The organism is Myxococcus stipitatus DSM 14675 (genome assembly GCF_000331735.1).
Taxonomy (GTDB): Bacteria; Myxococcota; Myxococcia; order Myxococcales; family Myxococcaceae; genus Myxococcus; species Myxococcus stipitatus.
Genome location: NC_020126.1, coordinates 696161 through 716968, shown reverse-complemented (window position 1 = coordinate 716968; position 20808 = coordinate 696161). Strand labels below are relative to the sequence as shown.

At 71.4% G+C, this 20808-nt stretch carries 15 protein-coding genes; 5 read left to right on the top strand and 10 right to left on the bottom strand.

Going from position 1 to position 20808, the window contains the following annotated elements; translation table 11 throughout:
- Window positions 1–27 precede the first annotated feature (27 nt).
- The 5 genes from MYSTI_RS02925 to MYSTI_RS02905 form a co-directional block, all read right to left on the bottom strand.
- On the bottom strand, window positions 28–747 hold the full coding sequence (locus MYSTI_RS02925) for a hypothetical protein (protein ID WP_015346202.1): 720 nt from the start codon (window positions 745–747) through the stop codon (window positions 28–30).
- Complete coding sequence (locus MYSTI_RS45195; protein ID WP_015346201.1) at window positions 747–3056, bottom strand: serine/threonine-protein kinase; 2310 nt, start codon at window positions 3054–3056, stop codon at window positions 747–749. The genes MYSTI_RS02925 and MYSTI_RS45195 overlap by 1 nt, the downstream gene beginning before the upstream one ends.
- 62 nt (window positions 3057–3118) lie before the next feature.
- Window positions 3119–4030, bottom strand: a complete 912-nt coding sequence (locus MYSTI_RS44360) for a hypothetical protein (RefSeq protein WP_015346200.1) — start codon at window positions 4028–4030, stop codon at window positions 3119–3121.
- 86 nt (window positions 4031–4116) lie between these two features.
- Window positions 4117–4845: a Dickkopf N-terminal cysteine-rich domain-containing protein gene (locus MYSTI_RS02910; RefSeq protein ID WP_015346199.1), complete on the bottom strand. Its 729-nt coding sequence runs from the start codon at window positions 4843–4845 to the stop codon at window positions 4117–4119.
- Window positions 4846–5052: 207 nt separating this feature from the next.
- A complete protein-coding gene (locus tag MYSTI_RS02905; protein ID WP_015346198.1) occupies window positions 5053–6801 on the bottom strand; it encodes a sigma 54-interacting transcriptional regulator in 1749 nt (582 codons plus the stop codon).
- A gap of 130 nt (window positions 6802–6931) precedes the next feature.
- On the opposite strand from MYSTI_RS02905, the gene MYSTI_RS02900 reads away from it, so the two are divergent.
- Window positions 6932–8344 (top strand): NAD-dependent succinate-semialdehyde dehydrogenase, encoded by a 1413-nt coding sequence (locus tag MYSTI_RS02900; protein ID WP_015346197.1) that lies wholly within the window; start codon window positions 6932–6934, stop codon window positions 8342–8344.
- A gap of 3 nt (window positions 8345–8347) precedes the next feature.
- Here MYSTI_RS02900 and MYSTI_RS02895 read toward each other — a convergent pair whose 3' ends face one another.
- Window positions 8348–9277 carry a hypothetical protein gene (locus tag MYSTI_RS02895; RefSeq protein ID WP_233278150.1) on the bottom strand — a complete coding sequence of 310 codons (930 nt, stop codon included), beginning with the start codon at window positions 9275–9277 and terminating at the stop codon, window positions 8348–8350.
- Between the two features lie 294 nt (window positions 9278–9571).
- Between MYSTI_RS02895 and MYSTI_RS02890 the strand changes: the two genes are divergently transcribed.
- On the top strand, window positions 9572–12535 hold the full coding sequence (locus MYSTI_RS02890; protein ID WP_015346195.1) for a sigma-54-dependent transcriptional regulator: 2964 nt from the start codon (window positions 9572–9574) through the stop codon (window positions 12533–12535).
- 465 nt (window positions 12536–13000) lie between these two features.
- Window positions 13001–13975, top strand: coding sequence for a COX15/CtaA family protein (locus MYSTI_RS02885; RefSeq protein ID WP_015346194.1), 975 nt, complete (start codon window positions 13001–13003; stop codon window positions 13973–13975).
- A 14-nt stretch (window positions 13976–13989) separates the two neighbouring features.
- Here MYSTI_RS02885 and MYSTI_RS02880 read toward each other — a convergent pair whose 3' ends face one another.
- From MYSTI_RS02880 to MYSTI_RS02865, 4 genes are all read right to left on the bottom strand, one after another.
- A complete protein-coding gene (locus MYSTI_RS02880; RefSeq protein WP_015346193.1) occupies window positions 13990–15519 on the bottom strand; it encodes an ABC transporter permease/substrate-binding protein in 1530 nt (509 codons plus the stop codon).
- A complete protein-coding gene (locus MYSTI_RS02875; RefSeq protein WP_015346192.1) occupies window positions 15516–16289 on the bottom strand; it encodes an ATP-binding cassette domain-containing protein in 774 nt (257 codons plus the stop codon). The genes MYSTI_RS02880 and MYSTI_RS02875 overlap by 4 nt, the downstream gene beginning before the upstream one ends.
- Window positions 16290–16320: 31 nt before the next feature.
- Window positions 16321–17247, bottom strand: coding sequence for a hypothetical protein (locus MYSTI_RS02870; RefSeq protein WP_233278149.1), 927 nt, complete (start codon window positions 17245–17247; stop codon window positions 16321–16323).
- 190 nt (window positions 17248–17437) lie between these two features.
- Entirely contained in the window at window positions 17438–18112 is a 675-nt protein-coding gene (locus MYSTI_RS02865; RefSeq protein WP_015346190.1) for a DUF4142 domain-containing protein, read from the bottom strand.
- A gap of 322 nt (window positions 18113–18434) precedes the next feature.
- Between MYSTI_RS02865 and MYSTI_RS02860 the strand changes: the two genes are divergently transcribed.
- Window positions 18435–19325: a zinc metalloprotease gene (locus MYSTI_RS02860; protein ID WP_015346189.1), complete on the top strand. Its 891-nt coding sequence runs from the start codon at window positions 18435–18437 to the stop codon at window positions 19323–19325.
- A gap of 229 nt (window positions 19326–19554) precedes the next feature.
- Window positions 19555–20808, top strand: coding sequence for a serine hydrolase domain-containing protein (locus tag MYSTI_RS02855; protein ID WP_052350879.1), 1254 nt, complete (start codon window positions 19555–19557; stop codon window positions 20806–20808).

The window sequence follows — 20808 nt, the reverse complement described above, 5'->3', positions numbered from 1 at the left end:
GGGGACCCCGAAAGTCCCGCTTGTTCCTCAGGGACCCGACCGGGCAGGCGGCTCCGGCGCCAACACCATCCCATCCAACACGCCGTACGCATAGGCCGCCGCGAACACGTACGCCCCCACCAGGTACGTCACGTTGAGGGTCCGCGCGGTCCCCGCATCACTCGCACTGTAACGCCCGTCCGCCCCCCGCATCGACAAGGACGCCCCCAGCGAGGCCCCCGCCACCGCGAGCCCCACCCCCTGCGTCACCGCCATCACCGTCCCCATCCGCGAGCGCCCCTGCTTGAAGTGTCCGATTCCCAGCGGCGCCAGATACCAGGCCCGCGAGAGGGTGGGCACCTCGGCGTCCTTCGACACCGGCTCGACCAGCGGCGCGGGCGGAGGCACCAGGCGAGGACGACGCTCCGCGCGCAGCTCCGCGATGCGCGACTGGTGCTGCGTGCGGGCTCGCCCCACGAAGGCGAGGAAGTCTGGCGGATACAACAGCGGGTCCACGCCCAGGTCCTCGCGCACGGCGAACGCGCGCACGACCTCGTCCTCGGCGCGCGCGTTCTCCTCCTGCGCGTGGTAGGTCGCCGCGAGCAGCAGGTGCCCCTCCGCCTCCAGCGACTCTCCCTCCAGCTTCAGCGGATAGAGCAGCGACTCCAGCTCCGTGCGCGCCTGCGTCAGCTCGCCCGACTGGTAGGCGCTCCGAGCGCCATCGAGCGGAGAGGCGGCCAGCGCCACCAACAGCCACGCCGCTCCCATCACGGCGTCACCTCCAACGACACCTCGAGGCGACGACCGGCCACGACCTCCACCTCGCGCTGCACCGGGGTGGCTCCGGGAAGATGCGCGCTCACGCGATGCTTCCCGTGCTCGAGCGACACCGGGCCCGGCAGTGGCGCGGTGCCCACTTCGCGCCCATCCACGAAGAGCCTCGCGCCCACGGGGGCCTGGATGGAGACCTCCGCCTTGCGCAGCGTCAGCACCACGTCGCGCGCCACGGTCTCACCGGCCGCGAGCGTCACCGCGACTTCGACTTCGTCGCACAACGGATTGACGAAGCGCAGCCGGTGGGTGCCCGGCGGGAGGGAGAGCTCGCGCACGCGCGGCGTGTAGCCTCGGCTCTCGCCGTTCACGAACACCTCCGCCCACGGACGCGACGTCACCTTCAACACCGCGGGCTTCGCGCTCTCCTCCCGTGCGGGTGCCGCTGAAGGAGCGGTCCCTGACACCGAGGCCGGTGGGAGCTTCGCTGAGTCCGACTTGAGGCCTGCATCCTTCGTGCGGTCGCGAGCTTCGCTGCCCGTCGAGCCGGACGCGGGCACCTTGAAGCTCCCGGCCGGCATCTCGCTCGGTGCGTGCTGCCGGGAGTCTCCTGGAGCGCCACCCACCGCTCCGGCGGATGCCACGGTCAGAGCATCCGTTGGCGCCCGCCCCGACACTCCTCGCTCGCGCGAGTCCACGGGAGCCGCCACCGCCATTCCGCCGGATGCAGCGGCCTGCTCATCCGTGGGCGCCCGCCCCGCAACTCCTCGCTGCTGCGAGTCTCCAGGAGCCACCACCGTTCCGGCGGAGGTTGGCACCCGCCCCGCAACTCCTCGCTGCTGCGAGTCTCCAGGAGCCACCACCGTTCCGGCGGAGGTTGGCACCCGCCCCTCAACCCCTCGCTGGTACGAGTCCGCGGGAGCACCACCACCCGACTTCGCCACTCTGGTAGCCACCACGTCCTGACCATGCGTCGGCGCCCCTCCGGCGCTCGCTGGCTGCCGGGAGTCGACGGGAGCTGTCGAGCCACTCGCCGCCATGATTTCTGGAGAGCGCCCTTCCTCGCCTGTCTCCCCCACGCCTCCCGGGGGCCCCTTCACTGCGTCCGGGCGAGGGTTCCCCGCCTCTTCCACTCCAACCGGCTTCCGCATGGCGGCGGGACTGACGGGCCCCGCGTTCAAACCTTCACTCGAAACCAGCATCCACCCGCCCCACCCCACCACCGCGCAGCCCGCGAGCCCCGCCGCGAGCACCCCACCCTTCGACCTGGAGCGCTTCGGTCCCTCGCGCAGCAGCGCCAGCACCTCCGTCGACCCGGGCTCCAGCACCAGCGCCGTGTTGAGCACCTTCGCAGCCCGTGCCCCCTCCCCTCGCGCCAGCAGCCCGCGCCCCTCCTCCAGCAACCGCTCGAAGCGCCCCCGCCGCCACTTCGCTGCAACAGCCACCGGATTTCCGAAGAACTCCCGCGCCACCTCCGCCGGAGGCCCCACCCGCTTCAGGAGCAACTCCTCCAGCGCCGAAGCGAGCGCCGCGCCATCCTTCGGCCGGTCCCTCGCATCCCTCGCCAGACACCCCGCCACCAACACGGCCAGCGGCTCCGGCGTCCCCGGCACCTCCTCCGTCAGCGACGGCGCGTCCTTCGTCATCACCGACGCGGCCAGGTGCGCGGCGCCCTTGCCCGAGTGCGGCGTGGCCCCCGAGCACAGCTCGAACAGGATGACCCCCACCGCATACACATCCGACGCGGACGAGTACGCCCCCGTGTCGATGCGCTCGGGCGCCATGTACGGCAGCGAGCCCGTCACCGCGCCCGTGCTCGTCAGCCGCTCCTGGTCCTCCAGCGCCGCGAGCCCGAAGTCCGCCAGCTTCAGCGGCCCACCCTCGGCCACGAGCACGTTCTCCGGCTTCACGTCCCGGTGGACGATGCCCACCGCATGCGCCGCCGCCAGCGCGCGCGCCAGCTCCCAGGCCAGCACCATCGCGGCCTCGGGCGGCACCGGCGCGAGCCTCCCCGCCAACGCCCGCAGGTCCTCGCCTCTCACCCACTCACAAACGAGGAACGGACCATGCGCCCCATCCTCGCCGTAGTCGTGGACCTCCAGGACGTTGGGGTGACGGAGCGAAGCGGCCAGCTCGGCCTCCCGGCGGAAGCGCTCCGCGCGCCCCGCGCCTCCCCCCGGATGCATGCGCTTCAACGCCACCGGGCGAGACAGCCGCAAGTCCGTCGCCAGGAAGACCGTGGCCATCCCACCACGCCCCAGCTCCCGCTCGAGCCGGTAGCGGCCCGACAGCACCTCACCCGTCATCACCCGGGCATTCTCCGGGAGCCGCCCCCCGCGAGCAACCCGGCCGATGGTTTCAGCCCCGCCTACAACCGGCAGTACTTCGCCTGCCCCACCGGCTCACAGGCCCCCGCCGCGCCTCCCGGGCAGTCCCTGTCCAACCGGCATGACTGGCGGCACCGCAGCCCCGGCGCGGACGCCACACACACGCTGCACGGAGCGCAGTCCATCGAGTTCTCGCACTGCTCCCCCACCGTGGCCGGCGCCCCCGTGCACTCCCGGACGCACAGTCCGTCCGGCGCGCATTGGTAGCCCGCCGAACACAGCCCGCCCACCTGCGCGTTGCAGGTCTCCTCGCACCGCAGCCGCTCCTTGGGGCAGGTGGCGTAGACCGCGCACTCGAAGCTGTCCCGGCACGCCTCCCCCAGCCGAGGCCCCTCGACACACACCTGGCTGTTGCTGCACCGCCACCCAGCCCGACACTCGAAGTCCGTCGTGCAGTTCTCCTCCCCGCCCCCTCCATCCGGCGTCCCACACCCCGAGCCCGTGCAGCCCCCGTCACTCCCGCCATCCGCCGGTGTCGCCACCGGCACGCAGGCATCGAGCGGCCCGGAGGACTCGGGCACCGGTCCACAGCCATAGCCCGACCGGGTGCAGTGCTCGCCGCAGGTCCTCAGGCACCGGCCCAGGCCCAGCGCGCAGACACTCCCCTCCGGACAAGACCGCTCCCGCGAGCACTCCAAGAGGCAGTACCCGCCCGGGAACCCCTCGCCGCAGGTGAAGCCCGGACCACACTCCGCATCCGACTCACAATCATCCCCCACCCGCTCTCCGAGCAGGTCCTCGCAACCACCGCGCACGCAGACCTGCCCGGACTCACACTCCCCGGAGTCTTCACAGCGGATGCGGATGTCGAGCGGACAGCCGGATGCGAAGAGCAGCACCCACACCGGCAACAAGAACGAGAGGACGCGAGGATTCACCAAGGCGCTGGCCACTCTACGCAAAGCCTCCCGCGGAGAGCAGCCCCCGGAGCAGGACCTCGCGCCCCCCGACTCGGGGACACGAGGCCCGCTCCCACCCGCTACATGCAGGCGCCCATCATTCCGGGCGCGGAGAAGCACTGACCGCTCTTGCAATGCGAGTTCTCGGTGCACGGGAAGCCGAGGGCGCCCGGGCTGCAGAAGCCGAGCACCGCGCCCGAGAAGGGCTTCACGCAGTTCCACGACGACGGGCAGTTGGAGTTCTCACGGCAGAGGCCCTGCATGCAGAAGCGGCCCTTGTTCTGCAGATAGCCGTCGTTGCACACCGCGCCGCCCAGGCCCGTGGGGCACACGCCGTCCTCGGGGCACGGCGCGAAGCTGGCGCAGTACGGCTTCTGGCTGCCCTGGTCATCCGGGTCCAGGCACACCGAATACGTGTCACAGCCGTCCTTGAAGTCCGACGTGTTGGGGTTGCACGTCGGCGGGTTCTCGGGCGGCTTCAGGCTGCACAGGCCCTCGATGCAGATCTGGTTGCTCAAGCACTGGCTGTTGGAGCTGCACGTCCCGGCCTTCTTGTTCTTGCAGAAGGCGGCGGGCATGCCCGTGTCCTCGAGGTCGCAGTACTGGTCCGCCGCGCAGTTGGCGTTCGACTGACAGCCGATGGCGCACAGGCCGTTGAAACAGAACTGGCCGGAGGGGCAGGCCTTGCTCGCGCTGCACAGGCCCTCACCCTGCTTGCCGGGGTCGTCGTTGCCGCCGTCGTCGTCCTTCGTGCCGCCACAGCCCACCACCGCCAGCGCCAGGAACAGTCCCATCACCACATGCTTCATGTCCGTCTCCGTGAGGTTCAGTGGCGCGCCAGCACCCTCGGCGCGCGATGCGTCCCCCCATCGCAACGGCCGTGCCGAGCCCTCCTCCGGCACGCGAGTGCCACGATTCCACGGGGTTGCGGGACAGCCCAGGCCCTTCTGGGGGCCGGGCGCGGCCAGAACGTGCCAGGACTGGCACGTCCCAGGGCCTCCCGAGGAGGCGGCGTGTCAGTCCCCCTCGCCGAGGTAGCGGAACAGGGAGCGCAGGCCGATGCCCAGCGCCGCCGCCGCGTCCTTCTTGCTGCCTCCGCTGCGAGCAATCGCCTCCCGCACATGACGCTGCACGAAGGCCTCGCGCGCCTCCTCGAGCGGCATCAGGGGGGTGCCGTCCGCGCCGAGCTCCAGGTCCTCCGGCCGCAACAGCTCGTCCGACGCCAGCACCGCCGCGCGGCGCACACGCGAGGACAGCTCCCGCACGTTGCCGGGAAAGGGGTGGCCTCGCAGCGCCTCCGCCGCCTTCTGCGTGAAGCCCTTCGCCTTGCGCGCCTCCTGCGACAGGACGTGGTGCGCGATGAGCAGCACGTCGTCGCCGCGCTCGCGAAGGGGCGGCACCTCCACGCGCACCTCATCCAGGCGGAAGCGCAGGTCCGCCCTGAAGGTTCCTCGCCGCACGGCCTCCTCCAGGGAGACGTGCGTCGCGGACACCACGCGCACGTCCACCTTGCGCGGCTGGTGCTCGCCGAGTCGAGTCACCTCGCGCTCCTGCACCACGCGGAGCAGGCGCGTCTGGAGCGCCAGGGGCATGTCTCCAATCTCGTCCAGGAAGAGCGTGCCTCCGTCGGCCGCCTCCACCAGTCCCGCGCGCTCCGGGCCCGCGCCCGTGAAGGCGCCGCGCGCGTGGCCGAACAGCTCGCGCTCGATGAGGCTCTCCGGCAGCGCCGCGCAGTTGATGGCCACCAGTCGCCCTCGACGGCCACTGCGCCGATGCAGCGCCCTGGCCACCAGCTCCTTGCCCGTGCCCGTCTCCCCTTGGATGAGCACGTGGAGCGGCGTGGGCCCCAGTCGCTCCACTTGCCGATACATCGCGCGCATCGACGGGGACTCGCCGATGAGGCCCTCGAACGTCGCCGCCTCGATGCGGCGGGTGAGGCCATCCACCTGCGCACGCAGCTCCGTCAGCTCGCGCCGGGTGGAGAGCAGCAGCGCCGCGAGCCCGGAGAGCGCCATCGCCTCCTCCAGCTCCGTCGAGGAGAACGCGGGCGCGCCCAGCTTCCGCCCCAGGTACACCACCGACAGGGGCACCGACTCCACGCGCAGCGGCACCACCAGCGCGGAGCACAGCCGCAGCGCCGTGAGGCTCGGCGCGCCCGCCAGCGCCGCGTCGGCCGCCACGTCCGCCACGCGCACCGGGGCGCCCGACGTCATCACCCGGTCCACCAGGCTGTCCACCACCGCCACATCCGGCCGAGTCCCCGTGGCGCACAACACCCGGCGCGGCCCGTCGAGTGACTCCGCGGTGACCAGGAAGCCCACGTCCGCGCGCACCACCTCGGCGAGCCCCCGCATCGCCACCTCCAGCACCTCCTGCGGGGGGCGCTGCACCAACATCCGCGAGGCCAGCTCCGACAGCAGCGACACCACGCGCCCTTCGTTGCACCGGGGAGCAGGCTCCTCACGCGCAACGGCGGTGGTGGGCTCGACGGCGTCCACGAGCTCCAGCTCCACCGTGCCCACGCGCACGCGGTCTCCGGGCTCCAGGGGCGCCAGGTCCACGCGCTTGCCTCGCACCCGCACGTCACAGCCGCGTCCCGCGGGGGACACGCTCCAGCCTCGCGCGTCGCGGAACAGCAGCGCGTGGCTCGGCTTCACGCCGGGCGCCTGCACCACGGCGTCACACGTCGCGTCGGAGCCGATGGAGACCACCGGCTTGTCCAAGGGGAGACGGCGGCCGTCAGGGAGGACGAGGAGCTGGGGCATGGCGGGAGCGGGGCATTCTGTCGCATTTCAGGAACGCGCGGGCCGCGCGAGTGTGCCCCCGGACGCTCCACGGCGGTGGCCATTGTCGTCGGAGGGCCGGCTGCTATCACCCGCCGTGGGAGGAGCCCCCATGGCCATCGCGACCATCAACCCGGCGACGGGAGAGACGCTGCGCACGTTCGATGCCCTCACGCCCGCGGAGCTGGAGTCGAAGCTCCAGCGCGCGGCCGACACGTTCCGCGAGTACCGCCGCACGCCCTTCGCCGAGCGAGCCCGGTGGATGCGCCGCGCCGCGGAATTGCTCGACGCGGAGGCGGAGCGCTACGGCCGGCTCATGACGGAGGAGATGGGCAAGCCCCTGGAGGCCGCGAAAGCGGAGGCCCGCAAGTGCGCCACCGCGTGCCGCTACTACGTCGCCAAGGCGGAGGGCCTGCTCGAGGACCGCCCCATCGAGGTGGGCGGAGACACGGCCTTCGTGCGCTACCAGCCCCTGGGCCCGGTGCTCGCCGTCATGCCGTGGAACTTCCCCTTCTGGCAGGTGGTGCGCTTCGCCGCGCCCGCGCTGATGGCGGGCAACGTGGGCCTGCTCAAGCACGCGCACAACGTGCCCCAGTGCGCGCTGGCGCTGGAAGCGCTGTTCCTGCAATCGGGTTTCCCCACGGGCGCCTTCCAGACGCTGCTCATCGAGACGTCGGAGGTGAATCGCGTCATCGAGGACCCGCGCGTGCGCGCCGTGACGCTCACCGGAAGCGAGGGCGCGGGGCGGGCCGTGGGCGCGTCCGCGGGCAAGGCGCTCAAGAAGGTGGTGCTGGAGTTGGGCGGCAGCGACCCGTTCGTCGTCCTGTCCAGCGCGGACCTGGACAAGGCGGTGGAGACCGCCGTGTCCGCGCGGCTCGTCAACAATGGCCAGTCCTGCATCGCCGCCAAGCGCTTCATCCTCGCCGCGCCCATCGCCGACGAGTTCGAGCGCCGCTTCATCGAGCGCCTGAAGCGCATCACCGTCGGCGACCCCCTGGACCCGAAGACAGACATGGGCCCCCTGGCCACGGGCGGAATCCTCCAAGGACTGCACGCGCAGGTGGAGGCCAGCGTGAAGGCCGGCGCGCGGCTGCTCCTCGGCGGCAAACCCTTGCAGGGCCCCGGGAACTTCTATCCGCCGACGGTGCTCGCGGACCCGCCGCCGCATGCCCCCGCTTTCCATGAGGAGCTGTTCGGCCCGGTGGCCACGCTGCTGCGAGCACGGGACGCGGCGCATGCCCTGGAGCTCGCCAACGCGACGCCGTTCGGCCTGGGCGCGAGCGTGTGGACTCGCGACGCGGAGGAGCAGCGTCGGTTCATCGACGGCCTGGAGGCCGGCATGGTGTTCGTCAACGAGATGGTGGTGTCCGACGCGCGGCTGCCCTTCGGCGGCGTGAAGCACTCCGGCCACGGGCGGGAGCTCGCGGACCTGGGCTTGCACGAGTTCCTCAACGCCAAGACGGTGCGAGTCGCCAGCGCGTCCGGCACGGCGCCCGTCACCCGGGCAGGCGCCATCAGCGAGTGACGCTCAGCGCGTGCGCACCCGGCCATCGTGCGGACGGTGGGCCTCCTCCAGCGCCTCCGTCACCGCCTCCACCTCCGCGCCCAGTTGCTCCACGCTCTGGCGCAGGCCCAGTCCGGCGATGTCCTCGCCAGCCGCGTCCGCCGAGCGCACACGCAGCACCTGCGCGTAGAGGCCCTCCAGCGTGTAGTAGAGCCGCATGTGCTCGGCCTCCAGGCGGTCCGCCGCCGTGGCCAGCTCCGCGCGCTGCGCCCGCTGTGAGTCCAGCGCGGTCAGCGCGCCCTTCAAGCGCTCACGCACCACCGCGTCCTTCTCCGCCTCCACCCGCGCCGAGAGCGTCTCCCGCTCCGACTCCAGCCGGCGCGCCTCCTCCGGCGTCACCAGCGCGCGCAGCTCCCGCTCCCGCCGCACCAACGCGTGACAGCCTTTGCGCAGCGCCTCCACCGTGCGCTCCGGCGCATGCACCACCTCGCGCAGCACCGACGGCCCCTGCCGCAGCTCCGTCAGCAGCCGCGTGCACAGCGCATCCACCTTCGCCGTCCGAGGGTCCTCCTCCTCGCGAGGCCGTGGCTGGGCGGCGGGCTCGGGCTGCGCTCGCGGCGGAGCCACCTGGACGTCCTTCGCGCCCTCGCTCTCCGGCAGGCCCTGCTTCTCCTCCAGCGCGGGGCGCTTGGCGTGCTTCGCCGCCGTCAGGAAGAACCCGAGCGCGATGAAGAGCATCCACCAGATCCGCCGGTCGCTCATCGCCATCGCCGTGAAGACCAACCCCATGACGCCGAAGACCGCCGCCCTCGCCGGGTCCCAGGAGGACGCCTCGCGCTGGGCCTTCTGCGCCGCGCGCACCGAGCGCTGTGCCTCCTTGCGCCACTGCTTCTCCCACTGGCGCCTCACCTTGCGAGGAGGCAGCCGCCCCGTCTTGCGGACCCACGCCTCCACGGCCGCATCCTCCCGGGCGCGGCCCTCCGTGAGGGCCGTCTCCAGACGGCGCAGACGTTCATCCTGAAGGTCGGGCGAGGTCGCTGCTGAATCGGGAACGCGTTCGGGCACGCTGTACGATAACGGCTCGGCCCCTCCAGGGAAGGCATCGCGATGCGCCTGCCCAGGTCTGGAAGCACCCCGAGGCGCTGCGGGGCTGTCATCCATCGTCCGTGGAAATATCCAATCGATTGCATTCTCCCTGGAAAAGGCCCATGAGGCTGTCTCGGCGGGGGGCACAAGGGGTGCGGTGTCGTGGAGAACCTGGAGGAAAAGGGAACGCGCACGGACCTGGGTCCCGACGCCATCCGCGCCCTGCGTGGAGCGCATAGCCGTGCCGCCTTCGCCCGGATGCTGGGCGTCACCCCGCTGACGGTGTACCGCTGGGAGCTGCCGGAGTCCGCGCCCCAGGCCCGACGGCCCCGAGGGCGGGTGGCCCAGTCGCTGCGCCAGCTCCTGGAGGGCGGCGGCCTCTCGGGCGTGTCCCGCCTGCCGTCCCTCTCCCGCCAGGAGATGAGCACGGAGGAGACCGCTCGGCTCCAGCCCTGCCTGGAGCTGCTGAAGCGGGCGGAGTGGCGCGCCGCCGAGGAAGCGCTCCTGTCCCTCCTGGCCTCGGGAGTGCTGCGAAGCCCCGGCGCCCGGGCCCTGGCCGCGGTGGGGCTGTCCCACCTCCAGCGCTGGGGGCGAGAGGACAGCCGGGGCGCGCTCGCCACGCTGCTGCCCCACCTGGGCGAGGCGGAGATGGGGCTGCTCCCCGAGTGGGTGGAGCTCCAGGTCCACGCGCTGGCCGCCAACCTCTACGCCTCGCCGGACGGCAAGCTGCTGGACGCCGGCAGATCCGACGCCCACGTCGCGCGGGCGGAGGTCCTGATGCTGGGGCGGCCGGACCCGGACGCGACCTGCCTGGTGCGCATGGCGCAGATGTGGAGCGCCTTCTACCTGGGCGACGCGGAGCGGCTGGCGCGCTACTCGGGCCGGGTGGCGGAGGCGCTCACGGAGGTGAACATCCCGGCGCTGCGGCTGCTGGCCGAGGACCTCTGCGCCCACGAGGAGTCCCTCCGAGGCGAGGCCACCCAGGCCACGCGGCGCTTCCGCGACGTGGCCCAGGGCTCGGCGCGGCTGGGCTATGCGTTCCTGGAGGCGCGCAACCTGGCCTTCCTCGCGCAGCGCCGACTGGAGGAGGCGTGCGAGCCGGAGGAGGCGCTGCTGCTGGTGCGCCGCGCGCGCGAGGCCGCGTACGGCGGACGCATGGCGCGGGGCTTCTCGTTCATCTTCGCCGCGCGCGCGGAGGCCGAGGCCCTGCTGCGCCTGGCCCGCTTCACCGAAGCGGAGGCGGTGCTGGACGAGGCCGACGCGGTGGTGGCCGAGCTGAGCTGGACGCCGCTGAACCTGGCCATCACCCGCGCGAAGCTCTGGCTGACGACGAACAAGCCCGGGGAGCTGCGGCGGCTGGCGGCGAAGCTGGCCACGCACGACGGCCCCGTCCAGCGCGCCCTCACCAGCGCCTATGCCCTCTTCGTGGAGGCGGCGGCGGACCTGTCCGACGGCCTCACGCAGCGCGCGGCGGAGGGCTTCGCCAGCGCGGGCCTGCGCGGCATGGAGCTGGGCGGCTGGCCCTACCTGCGGCGCGAGTGCCTGCTGTACGAGACGGCCGCGCGCGCCTACGCGGGGCAACGTGAAGAAGGCCGGGCGGTGCTGCGCCGCACGAGGACCTTCCTGGAGCGGATGCCGTCGGCGTGGCACTCCGCGCTGCTGCACCGCTTCGAGGGCGTGCTGCTCATGTTGGACGGGCGCACCCGCGAGGCTCGCGAGCTGCTGGAGGCTTCGCTCGGCACGTTCCGCCTCTCGGGCGACGTGTGCATGGCCGCCTCCACGCGCATCCTCCTGGCGCGGCTGGCCCGACACGAGGGAGACCCCGCCGCCGCGGAGCTGGTGTCCGCCAGCGAGGCGGAGCTGCGCCGCCTGGGGATGCCCCTGCCTCCCGACATCAGCCCCCCGGCGACACCCTCGCGCCGCGTGGGGAGCGTGGCCCAGGGCGCGTTCGCCTCGACCGGCCTGGGCGCGGAGGCCCTCGTCGTGCCCTTCGAGCGGCTCTCCGTGCGCGGCATCGGCGCCCCCCGCATCCAGCGCGAGCTGATGGGCGTGCTGGAGGGCCTGTTCCCCGGCAGCGCGCCCCGGCTGGAGGAAGTGGACTCGCAGGGGCGCATCACGCTCTTGGCGGGCACCGGCTCGCTCCCGGCCACGGACGAGGTGGAGTTCGGAGACGGCTGTGGCCGCAGGCTGCGGGTGGGTGTCGCCGGCCCGCTGCCCGCCGACGGCCGCGCGCTGCTCACCGCGCTGTCCCGCCTGAGTGGCTTCGCGCTGGAAGTCGCCGCGCTGCGCGGCTTCGCGGCGGTGGAGGAAGTGGTGGAGTCACCGCCTCTCCATGCCCCCGTGTCCTCGGCGGAGGAGCCGGACCTGGACGCGGAGCTGCCGGGCTTCATCGCGGCCTCGCCCTCCATGAAGCGGCTGCGCGCGGAGCTGGCGCGCCTGTCCGCCAGCCGCTCCACCGTCATCGTCACGGGCGAGTCCGGCGCGGGGAAGGAAGTCGTCGCGCGGGCGCTGCACGTGCTGTCCATGCGCGCCCAGCGGCCCTACGTCGCCTTCAACTGCGCCGCCGTCCCTCGCGAGCTCTTCGAGGGTCAGCTCTTCGGCTACCGCCGGGGCGCCTTCACCGGCGCGGCCTCCGACCACCCGGGCGTGCTGCGTGCCGCGCACGGCGGCACCCTGTTCCTGGACGAGATTGGCGAGCTGCCCCTCGACGTCCAGCCCAAGCTCCTGCGAGTGCTGGAGAACGGCGAGGTCTTCCCCCTGGGCGAGACGCGCCCCGTCGAGGTGGACGTGCGCGTGGTGGCCGCCACCCACCGGGACCTGAGCCAGCTGGTGCGCGAGGGCCGCTTCCGCGAGGACCTGTACTACCGGCTCCACGTGGTGCCCGTGCGAGTGCCACCCTTGCGCGAGCGGCGCGAGGACGTCCTGGCCCTGGCCCGTCACTTCGTCCGTCAGCTCACGCCGGAGGGGCAGCAGCCTCCGCAGCTGGGGCCAGATGCCCTGGCGGCGCTGATGTCCCACGCCTGGCCGGGCAACGTGCGCGAGCTGCGCAACGTCATCGAGCGCTCCATGGCCTATGGGCCCCTGCCAGCGGTGCTTGGGGCGGAGCAGATGCGCATCGCGGGCTGAGGGCGAGGAAACATCCCCAACCCGCGATGCGCCCCGCCCTGTTTCCCCACACCCCTGTGGGAACCCGACGAGGCATCGAAGCCGACTGCCTCTGAAAGAACGCACCCATGGGCCGAAGAGGGGGGAAGCTTCGACCCCTGGGTACCGGGACCACTCGGAAGCGGTCTCCTGTTCAAGTGGTGTGTCGCCAGCCTCCGGAGAGGTCCGTCGCGCACTGACCAACCGTTAAGCACCATACGTGCCAGCCCGTAGGCACCCCGAAGTGTTCAATGGAAATCATCCGAACGGGTGGGAGCGGCACGCACGTATATCCAATGGCGGTGCTGGAGCATCCGGGTTGGCCCTTCCGGATATGGGCGAGCGCCTTGCGGGGAGGGAGCCGAGCAGCCGGGCTGATGGGCCGGGTGAAGCGGGATGGGCGGGGCCGGGCAGCGGGTGGGGTCGAAGTGGGTTAAGGGGAGCGCGATGAATCACGCCGCCTCGTCACGTCGGTTCCAGGTCTTCAGCGTCGGAGTGCTGGTCTTCACGCTGGGGGTGATTCTGTGGGGCGCGTTCGTCCGGGCTACGGGCTCCGGTGCGGGCTGCGGCGACCACTGGCCGGTCTGCAACGGCGAGGTGGTGCCTCGCGAGCCCTCCATCCAGACGATGATTGAGTACACCCACCGGGTGACGAGCGGGCTGGTGATGCTGCTCGCGCTGGGGTTGTGCGTGTGGGCGCTCCGAGCACACGCCAAGGGCCACCCGGTGCGCAAGGCGGCGAGCTGGGCGCTGTTCTTCATGCTGACGGAGGCGCTGGTGGGGGCGGGCATCGTCCTCCTCAAGTACGTGGCGGACAACGCCTCCATGGGGCGCGCGGTGTGGATGGGCGTGCACCTGGTCAACACGTTCCTCCTCGTGGGCGCGCAGACGATGGTGGTGTGGTTCTCCCGAGGCCACGCGCCCCTGACGTTCCGAGGCCAGGGCTGGGTGGGCGCGCTGGTGGGCGTCAGCCTCGCGGGCATGTTGCTGCTGGGCGTGAGCGGCGCCATCGCCGCGCTCGGTGACACGCTGTTCCCCTCCGAGACGCTGATGGAGGGTCTGCGCCAGGACGTCTCCGACACGGCGCACGTCCTGGTCCGCAAGCGGGTGCTGCACCCGGTGCTGGCCATCTGCATGGGCGCGCTGCTGGTCTTCATCGGACGATGGATGGCGAAGCTGCGTCCGTCCGCCGACGTGAAGCGCGCCGCGACGGTCATCACGGGCCTGTACATCGCGCAGCTCGCGGTGGGCGCGGTGAACGTGGTGCTGCTGGCGCCCGTGTGGCTGCAGTTGGTGCACCTGCTGATGGCGGACTTCGTGTGGATGGCGGTGGTGAGCCTGTGCGCGGCGGGGCTGTCGTCGGACGCACCTCGCGCCGAAGCCGTGGAGGCGACGGCGGCGACCCACCCGTCGCCGGTGTAGTCCCTTCCCTTCCTTCAGCGAGACTCCGACTCCGCGCGCAGGCGGAGTCCTCGGGGCACGAGCACGCGCCCCGCGGCTTCCACCCCCGCGCTGACGAGCAAGGCCAGCACGGCGGCGGGAATCGCGCCCTCGAGGATGAGCCCCGTGTCATCCAGGCGGATGCCCGTGAGGATGGGCTGGCCATAGCCACCCGCGCCCACCAGCGCGCCGAGGGTGGCGGTGCCCACGTTGATGACGGCGGCCGTCTGGATGCCCGCGAGGATGGAGGGGGAGGCCATGGGCAGGTCGATGCGCCAGAGCCTCGCGCGCGGGGACAGACCGAGCGCGTCCGCGGACTCACGCACCTCCAGGGGAATGCCTGTCAGCCCCGCGGCGGTGTTCCGGACGATGGGCAGCAGGCTGTAGAGGAACAGCGCGGCCAGGGCCGGACGTGAGCCAATCCCTAACAAGGGAATCATCACCACCAGCAGCGCCAGCGAGGGAATCGTCTGGAGGATACCCGCCAATCCCAGCACGGCCTGGCCCAAGCGGGGACGCCGCGCGGCGATGACGCCCAACGGGACGGCGAACGCCACGGCCGCCAGCAATGACAGACCGACGAGGGACAAGTGCTCTCGGGTCCGTCGCCACACGCGAGAGGCCAGGCCCTCCCCCTGGACCTTCGTCGCGACACCCAGGTGGCCTCCGAGGAAGTCCGAGGCCACCTGCGCCTCGGGGACCCGGTCCACGCGGGCCCGGGCGTTGAGCTTCACCATCGCGTCTTCCGACAGCGCGCCCGACAGCCGGAGCATGGCCGCGAGCGCCTCGGGGGCCCGCGTCTCCAGGTCCGCGCGATAGAGCAGCACGGCGTCGTACACGGGGAAGTGGTGCGCGTCGTCCTCGAGCACGCGCAGGCCATGGGCGGCAATCTCGGCGTCCGTCGAGTACAGGTCCGTCACCTGCACAGAGCCCGCCTCCAGGCCGCGATAGGCGAGGTCATGGTCCAGGCCCCGCACGTCCTTCTGCGGGAGGCGATAGGTGTCGCGCAGCGCGGGCCAGCCGTCGGCGCGCTCCATGAACTCGTTGCTGAAGCCCAAGCGGAGGTCCGGGTGGGCGCGCAGGTCGGAGATGCGGCGGATGCCGAGTCGCTCGGCTTCGGCCTCCTTCATGCCCAGCGCATACGTGTTGTTGAAGCCCAGCGGTGCGCTCATCCGCAGCCCTTCATCGGCGAGCGCCGCACGCAGCGCCTCGTCGTCCTTCAACCTCAAGCGCGACAACAACTCCAGACGCAGGGTGCCGGTGTACTCGGGATACACATCCAGCTCATCGCGGCGCAGGGCCTCCCAGAGCACCGCGGTGCCGCCCAATTCGCGCCGGTGCCGCACCGAAGCGCCCGTGCTCTTCGCGAGCTGCGCCACCATCTCTCCCAGGATGACGGACTCTGTGAACTTCTTGGACCCCACGCGCACGGAAGGAGCGCCCTCCGTCGAGCTCGCGCGCCCACAGGCCACCGTCATCCCCGCGAGCACGAGGAGCACCGCGAGGACTCGCCGCCACACGCTCATGTCGGCGCCCCCTCGGGAGCGGGACTGGACTCAGAGGTGGAGGCCCACCGCTGCGCCTGGATGAAGCGCGTGACGAACGGGTCCGCGGGGCGTTGCTCCAGGTCCACCAGGCGCCCCTGCTGCACCACCTGCCCCTCACGCATCAGGACGATGTCGTCTCCCAGAAACGCCGCCTCCGCGAGGTCATGCGTCACCAGGACCACCGTCTTGCGCAGCCGCGCGAAGATGCTCCGCAGGTCCGCCTGCAGCTCATGCCGCACGAGCGGGTCCAGCGCGCCCAGCGGCTCATCGAGCAGCAACACCTCCGGGTCCAACATCAGCGCCCGCATCAGCGCCACACGCTGCCGCTGCCCGCCCGAGAGCTGCGCCGGATATCGTCCGAGCGCCTCGCGAGGAAACCGCGTCAGCTCCACCAGCAGGTCCCTCCGCTCGCGGATGCGCGCCTCCGGCCAGCGCAGGTGTCGGGCCATGAGCGTGAGGTTCCCCTCCCCAGAGAGGTGCGGGAACAGCCCGCCCCCCTGGAGCGCGTACCCCACGCGATGGCGAAGCTCGAGCAGCGCCTTCGCCTCCGTGGGCAGGGGCTTGCCCGCGTACAGGACACGGCCCGTGTCCGGATGAAGCAAGCCATTGAGCAGCCGAATCAGCGTGGACTTCCCACAGCCACTCGGCCCGAGCAGCACCGTGGTGCGCCCCTCCGGCAGGCTGAGCGTCAGCGAGCGCAGCGCCTGCGTCGTCCCGAAGCGCTTGGAGACATCCTGCAAGGCATACACGCGTCAGTCCCTTCACGCCGTCACGGGTGGGTCAAGGCAGCGAGAAGGCACCATTGCAGACAGCGGGGAAGCCCGGCGCGGACTTCGCGAGAAAACCACACGAGGCGAACAGTGCCCGGTCCTTCCACTCCACCGCCCCCACCCAGACGACCAGCGGCCCTCGGGCCGACGGCGCCGTGAATCGCAGACACCGCGCGGGGAGCTGCTCCAGCCGACAAGCCACCTCCTCCACCGGCCCCGCGCCCGGCAACGCCTCGCGCAGCTCCGACACACCCTGGTCCCTCCAGCGCTCCGTCACCTCCGCGCGCGCGGGCCGATACACACTCCACACGAAGGACGCATCCTCGCACCGGATACGACCCGCCCGGCTCGTCGAGGCCGCGGGCTGACACCCGTCGGGCACCGCGAGCGAGCGCCACGGCAGCCGAGGCGGCAGCAACAACCCCGCCACATCCAGCACATCCCCCTCCGGGTTGCCATGCGACGCCAGGTACTCGAAGAACTCCAGACACCGCGCCAGGCCGGGCGCGCCATTGCCTCGCGCGACACAGCCCAGCTCCCGCTGTCTGCCCGACTCCGCCGCCACGGAGACCAGATAGCCTCCCGCGCGACACGCCCTCGCCTCGCCCGCCTCACAGACGGCGAAGCGCGCCGCGGGCCACGAGCGCCCCGCGAGCGGCAGCTCCCCGCCCGCCACCACCACCTGCTCCCCCAACCGCTCCACCACCCGCGCACGGGCCAGCGCCAGCACCCGCTCCGCGGGCACGTCCTTGCGCTCCACCAGCCACACCGTCACCTCGCCGCAGCGGTACAGCCGGGACGTCGCGCTGTCGGGAATCGGGATGCAGCCCTCGAAGAGCACGCGAGCCTCCGGCGCGAAAGGGCCCACGGGCGTCGCACCCTCGGGAGCCACTGGCGCGACATGGGGCGACGGCGCCGTGCACGCGCACAGGGCCACGCACCATCCAGCCAGCACCCACCTCCAGGCATTTGCCATGCCTCGGGATAGGTATCGCCTCGCACGGCGTCAACCCGTCTCCAGACGCGGGCCCGCGACCCTCCGGTGTCCTCCACCCGACGCATGGACGCGACAACGGCGCGGTGACCGGACGTCACCGCGCCGCGCCGTCCTGGGCGTCGATGCGCCGTCAGCGCATGAGCTTCTCCAGGTCCTTCGCCTGCGTCTCCTCGCGCTCGATGCCCTGGCGCGTCTTGCTGAGCAGGGCGATGAAGGCGGCATCCGAGCTGTACTTCTTCTGCCCGTCCTTCACCAGGTCCTGCCCCTTCTTGCCGTCATCCGCGACGCGCGAGAGGAACGCCTTGTCGAAGTCCTTGCCGTCCTTCTCCCGGAGCTTGTCCAGGTCCTTCTCGGCCTCGGTGATGGCCTTGTTCAGGCGCTCGTCGACGCCCTCCATCTTCTTGTCGAAGCCCTCCTGCATCGCGGGGGGCGCGGACCCGGAGCCCCCCGTCGCGGAGCTCGGGCCGCTCAGGTCGATGTTCGCGACCTCGATGGACTTGTCGTCCGCCCACGTCCGCAGGTCGGACATGTGCTGCCGGCGCTCATCCACCAGCTTCTGGGCGAACGCGCGCACCTCCGGGTTCTGCGACTTCTCCAGCGCCAGGTTGCCCAGGGCCACCTGCTTGGCGTCGAAGAGCACCAGCTTGCCCACGTACAGCGTGCGCTCCGCCGCCGCCTCGCCGACCGCCTTCTGCTCCTTCTTCACCTTCTTGTCCGCATCCTCCGCGAGCGCGGCCGTCATGGCCCCAAACGCCAGCGTCGCCGCCAGGGCCGCCACTCCACCACCACGAATCTTTCGAGCCATGTGCAGTCCTCCTCGTCGACAGGGAATGACGCAAAGTGGTTCACCCCCCGGAGCCCGGCAATCGCCGCTCGCTCGGACGCCCGCCCCCCACGGCACCCCCTCCCGTGAGGCGGCGGACACCCCTGACCCCGCAAGTCAGCCATCGGCCACAATGAAAGACATTTTACATTCACCCCCTCATGACTGGAGCACGCATGTCTCATTTGTCCCGCTGTGCGGCGCCAGTCATACGGAGAATCAAGACAAATTGTCTCATGGCACCATTGACTCGCACTGCTTCGCTCGGCTATTCGTTGTTTCACCCTCTTCCCTGGAGTTGGCAATGATTGGCATCGTCGCGAAGCGAGCGAGTCGTCTGGCCGTGGTTGCTGGTGCGCTGTTCAGCCTCACCGCATGTCAGGGCGACAGCGCCGCGGAGACGCCGGCTCCCGCGGACCCCATCGGGGAGCAGACGGCGGGCCTGCGCGGCTGTGCGACCATCGAGCCCTCCGCCGAGGAGCGCGCGTCCATCGACGCCTTCGTGAAGAGCCGCAAGATGGAGATGCGCGCGGTGGGCTCCGTGACGGTGCCGACCTACTTCCACGTCATCAACAAGGGCACGGGCATCGCGAACGGTGACATCCCCGAGTCGCAGATCACCGCGCAGATGAACGTGCTGAACGCGGCCTACGCCAACACCCCGTTCCGGTTCGTGCTCCAGGGCACGACGCGCACGAACAACTCCAAGTGGTTCGCGCTGAAGAGCGGCAGCGCCAACGAGCGCGCCATGAAGAAGGCGCTGCGCAAGGGCGGCCCCGAGAGCCTCAACATCTACTCCGCCAACCTGAGCGGCGGCCTGCTGGGCTGGGCGACGTTCCCCTCCAGCTACACCAGCGCCCCCCTGCAGGACGGCGTGGTCCTCCTCTACAGCAGCGTCCCCGGCGGCTCCGCGGCGCCCTACAACGAGGGTGACACGGGCACGCACGAGGTCGGCCACTGGCTGGGCCTGTACCACACGTTCCAGGGCGGCTGCACCGGCGCGGGCGACTCCGTCAGCGACACCCCGGCCGAGGCCTCTCCCGCCTACGGCTGCCCCGCGGGCCGCGACACGTGCGCGGGCGGCGGCGCGGACCCCATCAACAACTTCATGGATTACACGGACGACTCCTGCATGAACTCGCTCACCGCGGGTCAGATTGACCGCGCGGACAGCCTCACCGCGACCTACCGCTAGTCTTCCCCCGACAGCTTGACGGCTGGGATGGCGCCGGAGTCTCCACCAGGAGGCTCCGGCGTTGTCTTTGGGGGAGGTCCGCGCGGCCGTTACAATCGTTTACATCCCGCACATACCGCCGCGACATGACGGGCGTTGAGTACGAGCATCCCATCTACCCGAAGCCCTGGGGGGTCCGATGTCCACGTGCCGTCGTCACCGAAGCGGAGTCGCTCGAGCCGTCCTCTCCTTGCTCGCCGCGGGCATGCTGCTCTTCGGAGCAAGCCCGGCCCTCGCCGCGCCGGCCCAGGACCTGCCGCGCGCCGAGTCCCCCGAGGCGGAGGGCATCGACCCGAAGGCCCTGGAGCGGCTGCTCGCGGAGGCCCAGGTCACGCACTCCAGCGCGGTCGTCATCCTGAAGAACGGCAAGCTCATCGGGGAGTGGAGCTTCCGCCAGGCCCCCACCCGCATCGAGGCGATGTCCGTCACCAAGTCCGTGGTGGGCATGGCCGTGGTGAAGCTGGTCGCGGACGGGAAGATTCCCTCGCTGGACGTGCCGGTGCACCAGTACTTCCCCGAGTGGAATCAGGGCCGCAAGAAGGACATCACCCTGCGCCACCTGCTCAACCACTCCTCGGGCATCGACGTCGGGGAGGGCACGAGGGAGATCTACGCGAGCCCGGACTTCGTGAAGCTCGCGCTGGCCTCGGAGATGGCCCACGCCCCCGGCACTCAAATCCAGTACAACAACAAGGCGGTCAACCTGCTGGCGGCCATCGTCGAGAAGGCGTCCGGCAAGCGCCTGGACCGCTACCTCGGCGACGCGCTCTTCCGCCCCATGGGCATCACCGACTATCGCTGGGACCTGGACAGGGCGGGCAATCCCCACGCCATGTCGGGCCTGCAAATCCGGCCGCGAGACCTGGCGAAGCTGGGCCAGCTCCTGGTGAACGGGGGCCTGTGGCAGCTCCGCCAGCTCCTGCCCCAGGAGTGGGTCAAGCGGATGCTGGCCCCAGGTGAAGGCCCCGCCAGCGCGACGGGCCTCCTGTGGTGGCCCGAGCCCGCGTGGCGCCGGAGCTTCGTGGATGAGGTGCTGCTGTCCGCCTGGAAGCAGGCGGGCGTCCCACAGCCCATCATCCAGGCGGCGACGGCGCTGCTCGGCCGCGACTTCCAGGACGAGGACAGCTACTTCGATGCGCTGGGGGTCCCCCTTCCCGAGCTCCAGAAGGAAGTCATGGGCCGGAACCAGAAGTGGAGGCAGACGGAGATGGGCCCCCTCGTCGGAGCCAACGCCAATGGCTGGCTGGGACAGTTCCTGGTCGTCCTTCCCGAGCACCAGCTGGTCGCGGTGCGCATGTACAGTTACCCCGAGGACGCGAAGGGCGACCCCGACCCCGCGGACTCCTTCGGGGCCTTCCCTCTTCGCGTGAAGGAGCTGGTGCATGTGGGGCCGCCCACCGTGGGCAGCGCCACGCAGCCCCAAGGCTCCGCGTCCCCACGCTAG

What these genes read in the sequence shown, in the direction of transcription:
- MYSTI_RS02925 (WP_015346202.1), bottom strand. Translation starts at nt 747, where the DNA reads ATGGGAGCGGCGTGGCTGTTGGTGGCGCTGGCCGCCTCTCCGCTCGAT.
- MYSTI_RS45195 (WP_015346201.1), bottom strand. Translation starts at nt 3,056, where the DNA reads ATGACGGGTGAGGTGCTGTCGGGCCGCTACCGGCTCGAGCGGGAGCTG.
- MYSTI_RS02910 (WP_015346199.1), bottom strand. Translation starts at nt 4,845, where the DNA reads ATGAAGCATGTGGTGATGGGACTGTTCCTGGCGCTGGCGGTGGTGGGC.
- MYSTI_RS02905 (WP_015346198.1), bottom strand. Translation starts at nt 6,801, where the DNA reads ATGCCCCAGCTCCTCGTCCTCCCTGACGGCCGCCGTCTCCCCTTGGAC.
- MYSTI_RS02900 (WP_015346197.1), top strand. Translation starts at nt 6,932, where the DNA reads ATGGCCATCGCGACCATCAACCCGGCGACGGGAGAGACGCTGCGCACG.
- MYSTI_RS02885 (WP_015346194.1), top strand. Translation starts at nt 13,001, where the DNA reads ATGAATCACGCCGCCTCGTCACGTCGGTTCCAGGTCTTCAGCGTCGGA.
- MYSTI_RS02880 (WP_015346193.1), bottom strand. Translation starts at nt 15,519, where the DNA reads ATGAGCGTGTGGCGGCGAGTCCTCGCGGTGCTCCTCGTGCTCGCGGGG.
- MYSTI_RS02865 (WP_015346190.1), bottom strand. Translation starts at nt 18,112, where the DNA reads ATGGCTCGAAAGATTCGTGGTGGTGGAGTGGCGGCCCTGGCGGCGACG.
- MYSTI_RS02860 (WP_015346189.1), top strand. Translation starts at nt 18,435, where the DNA reads ATGATTGGCATCGTCGCGAAGCGAGCGAGTCGTCTGGCCGTGGTTGCT.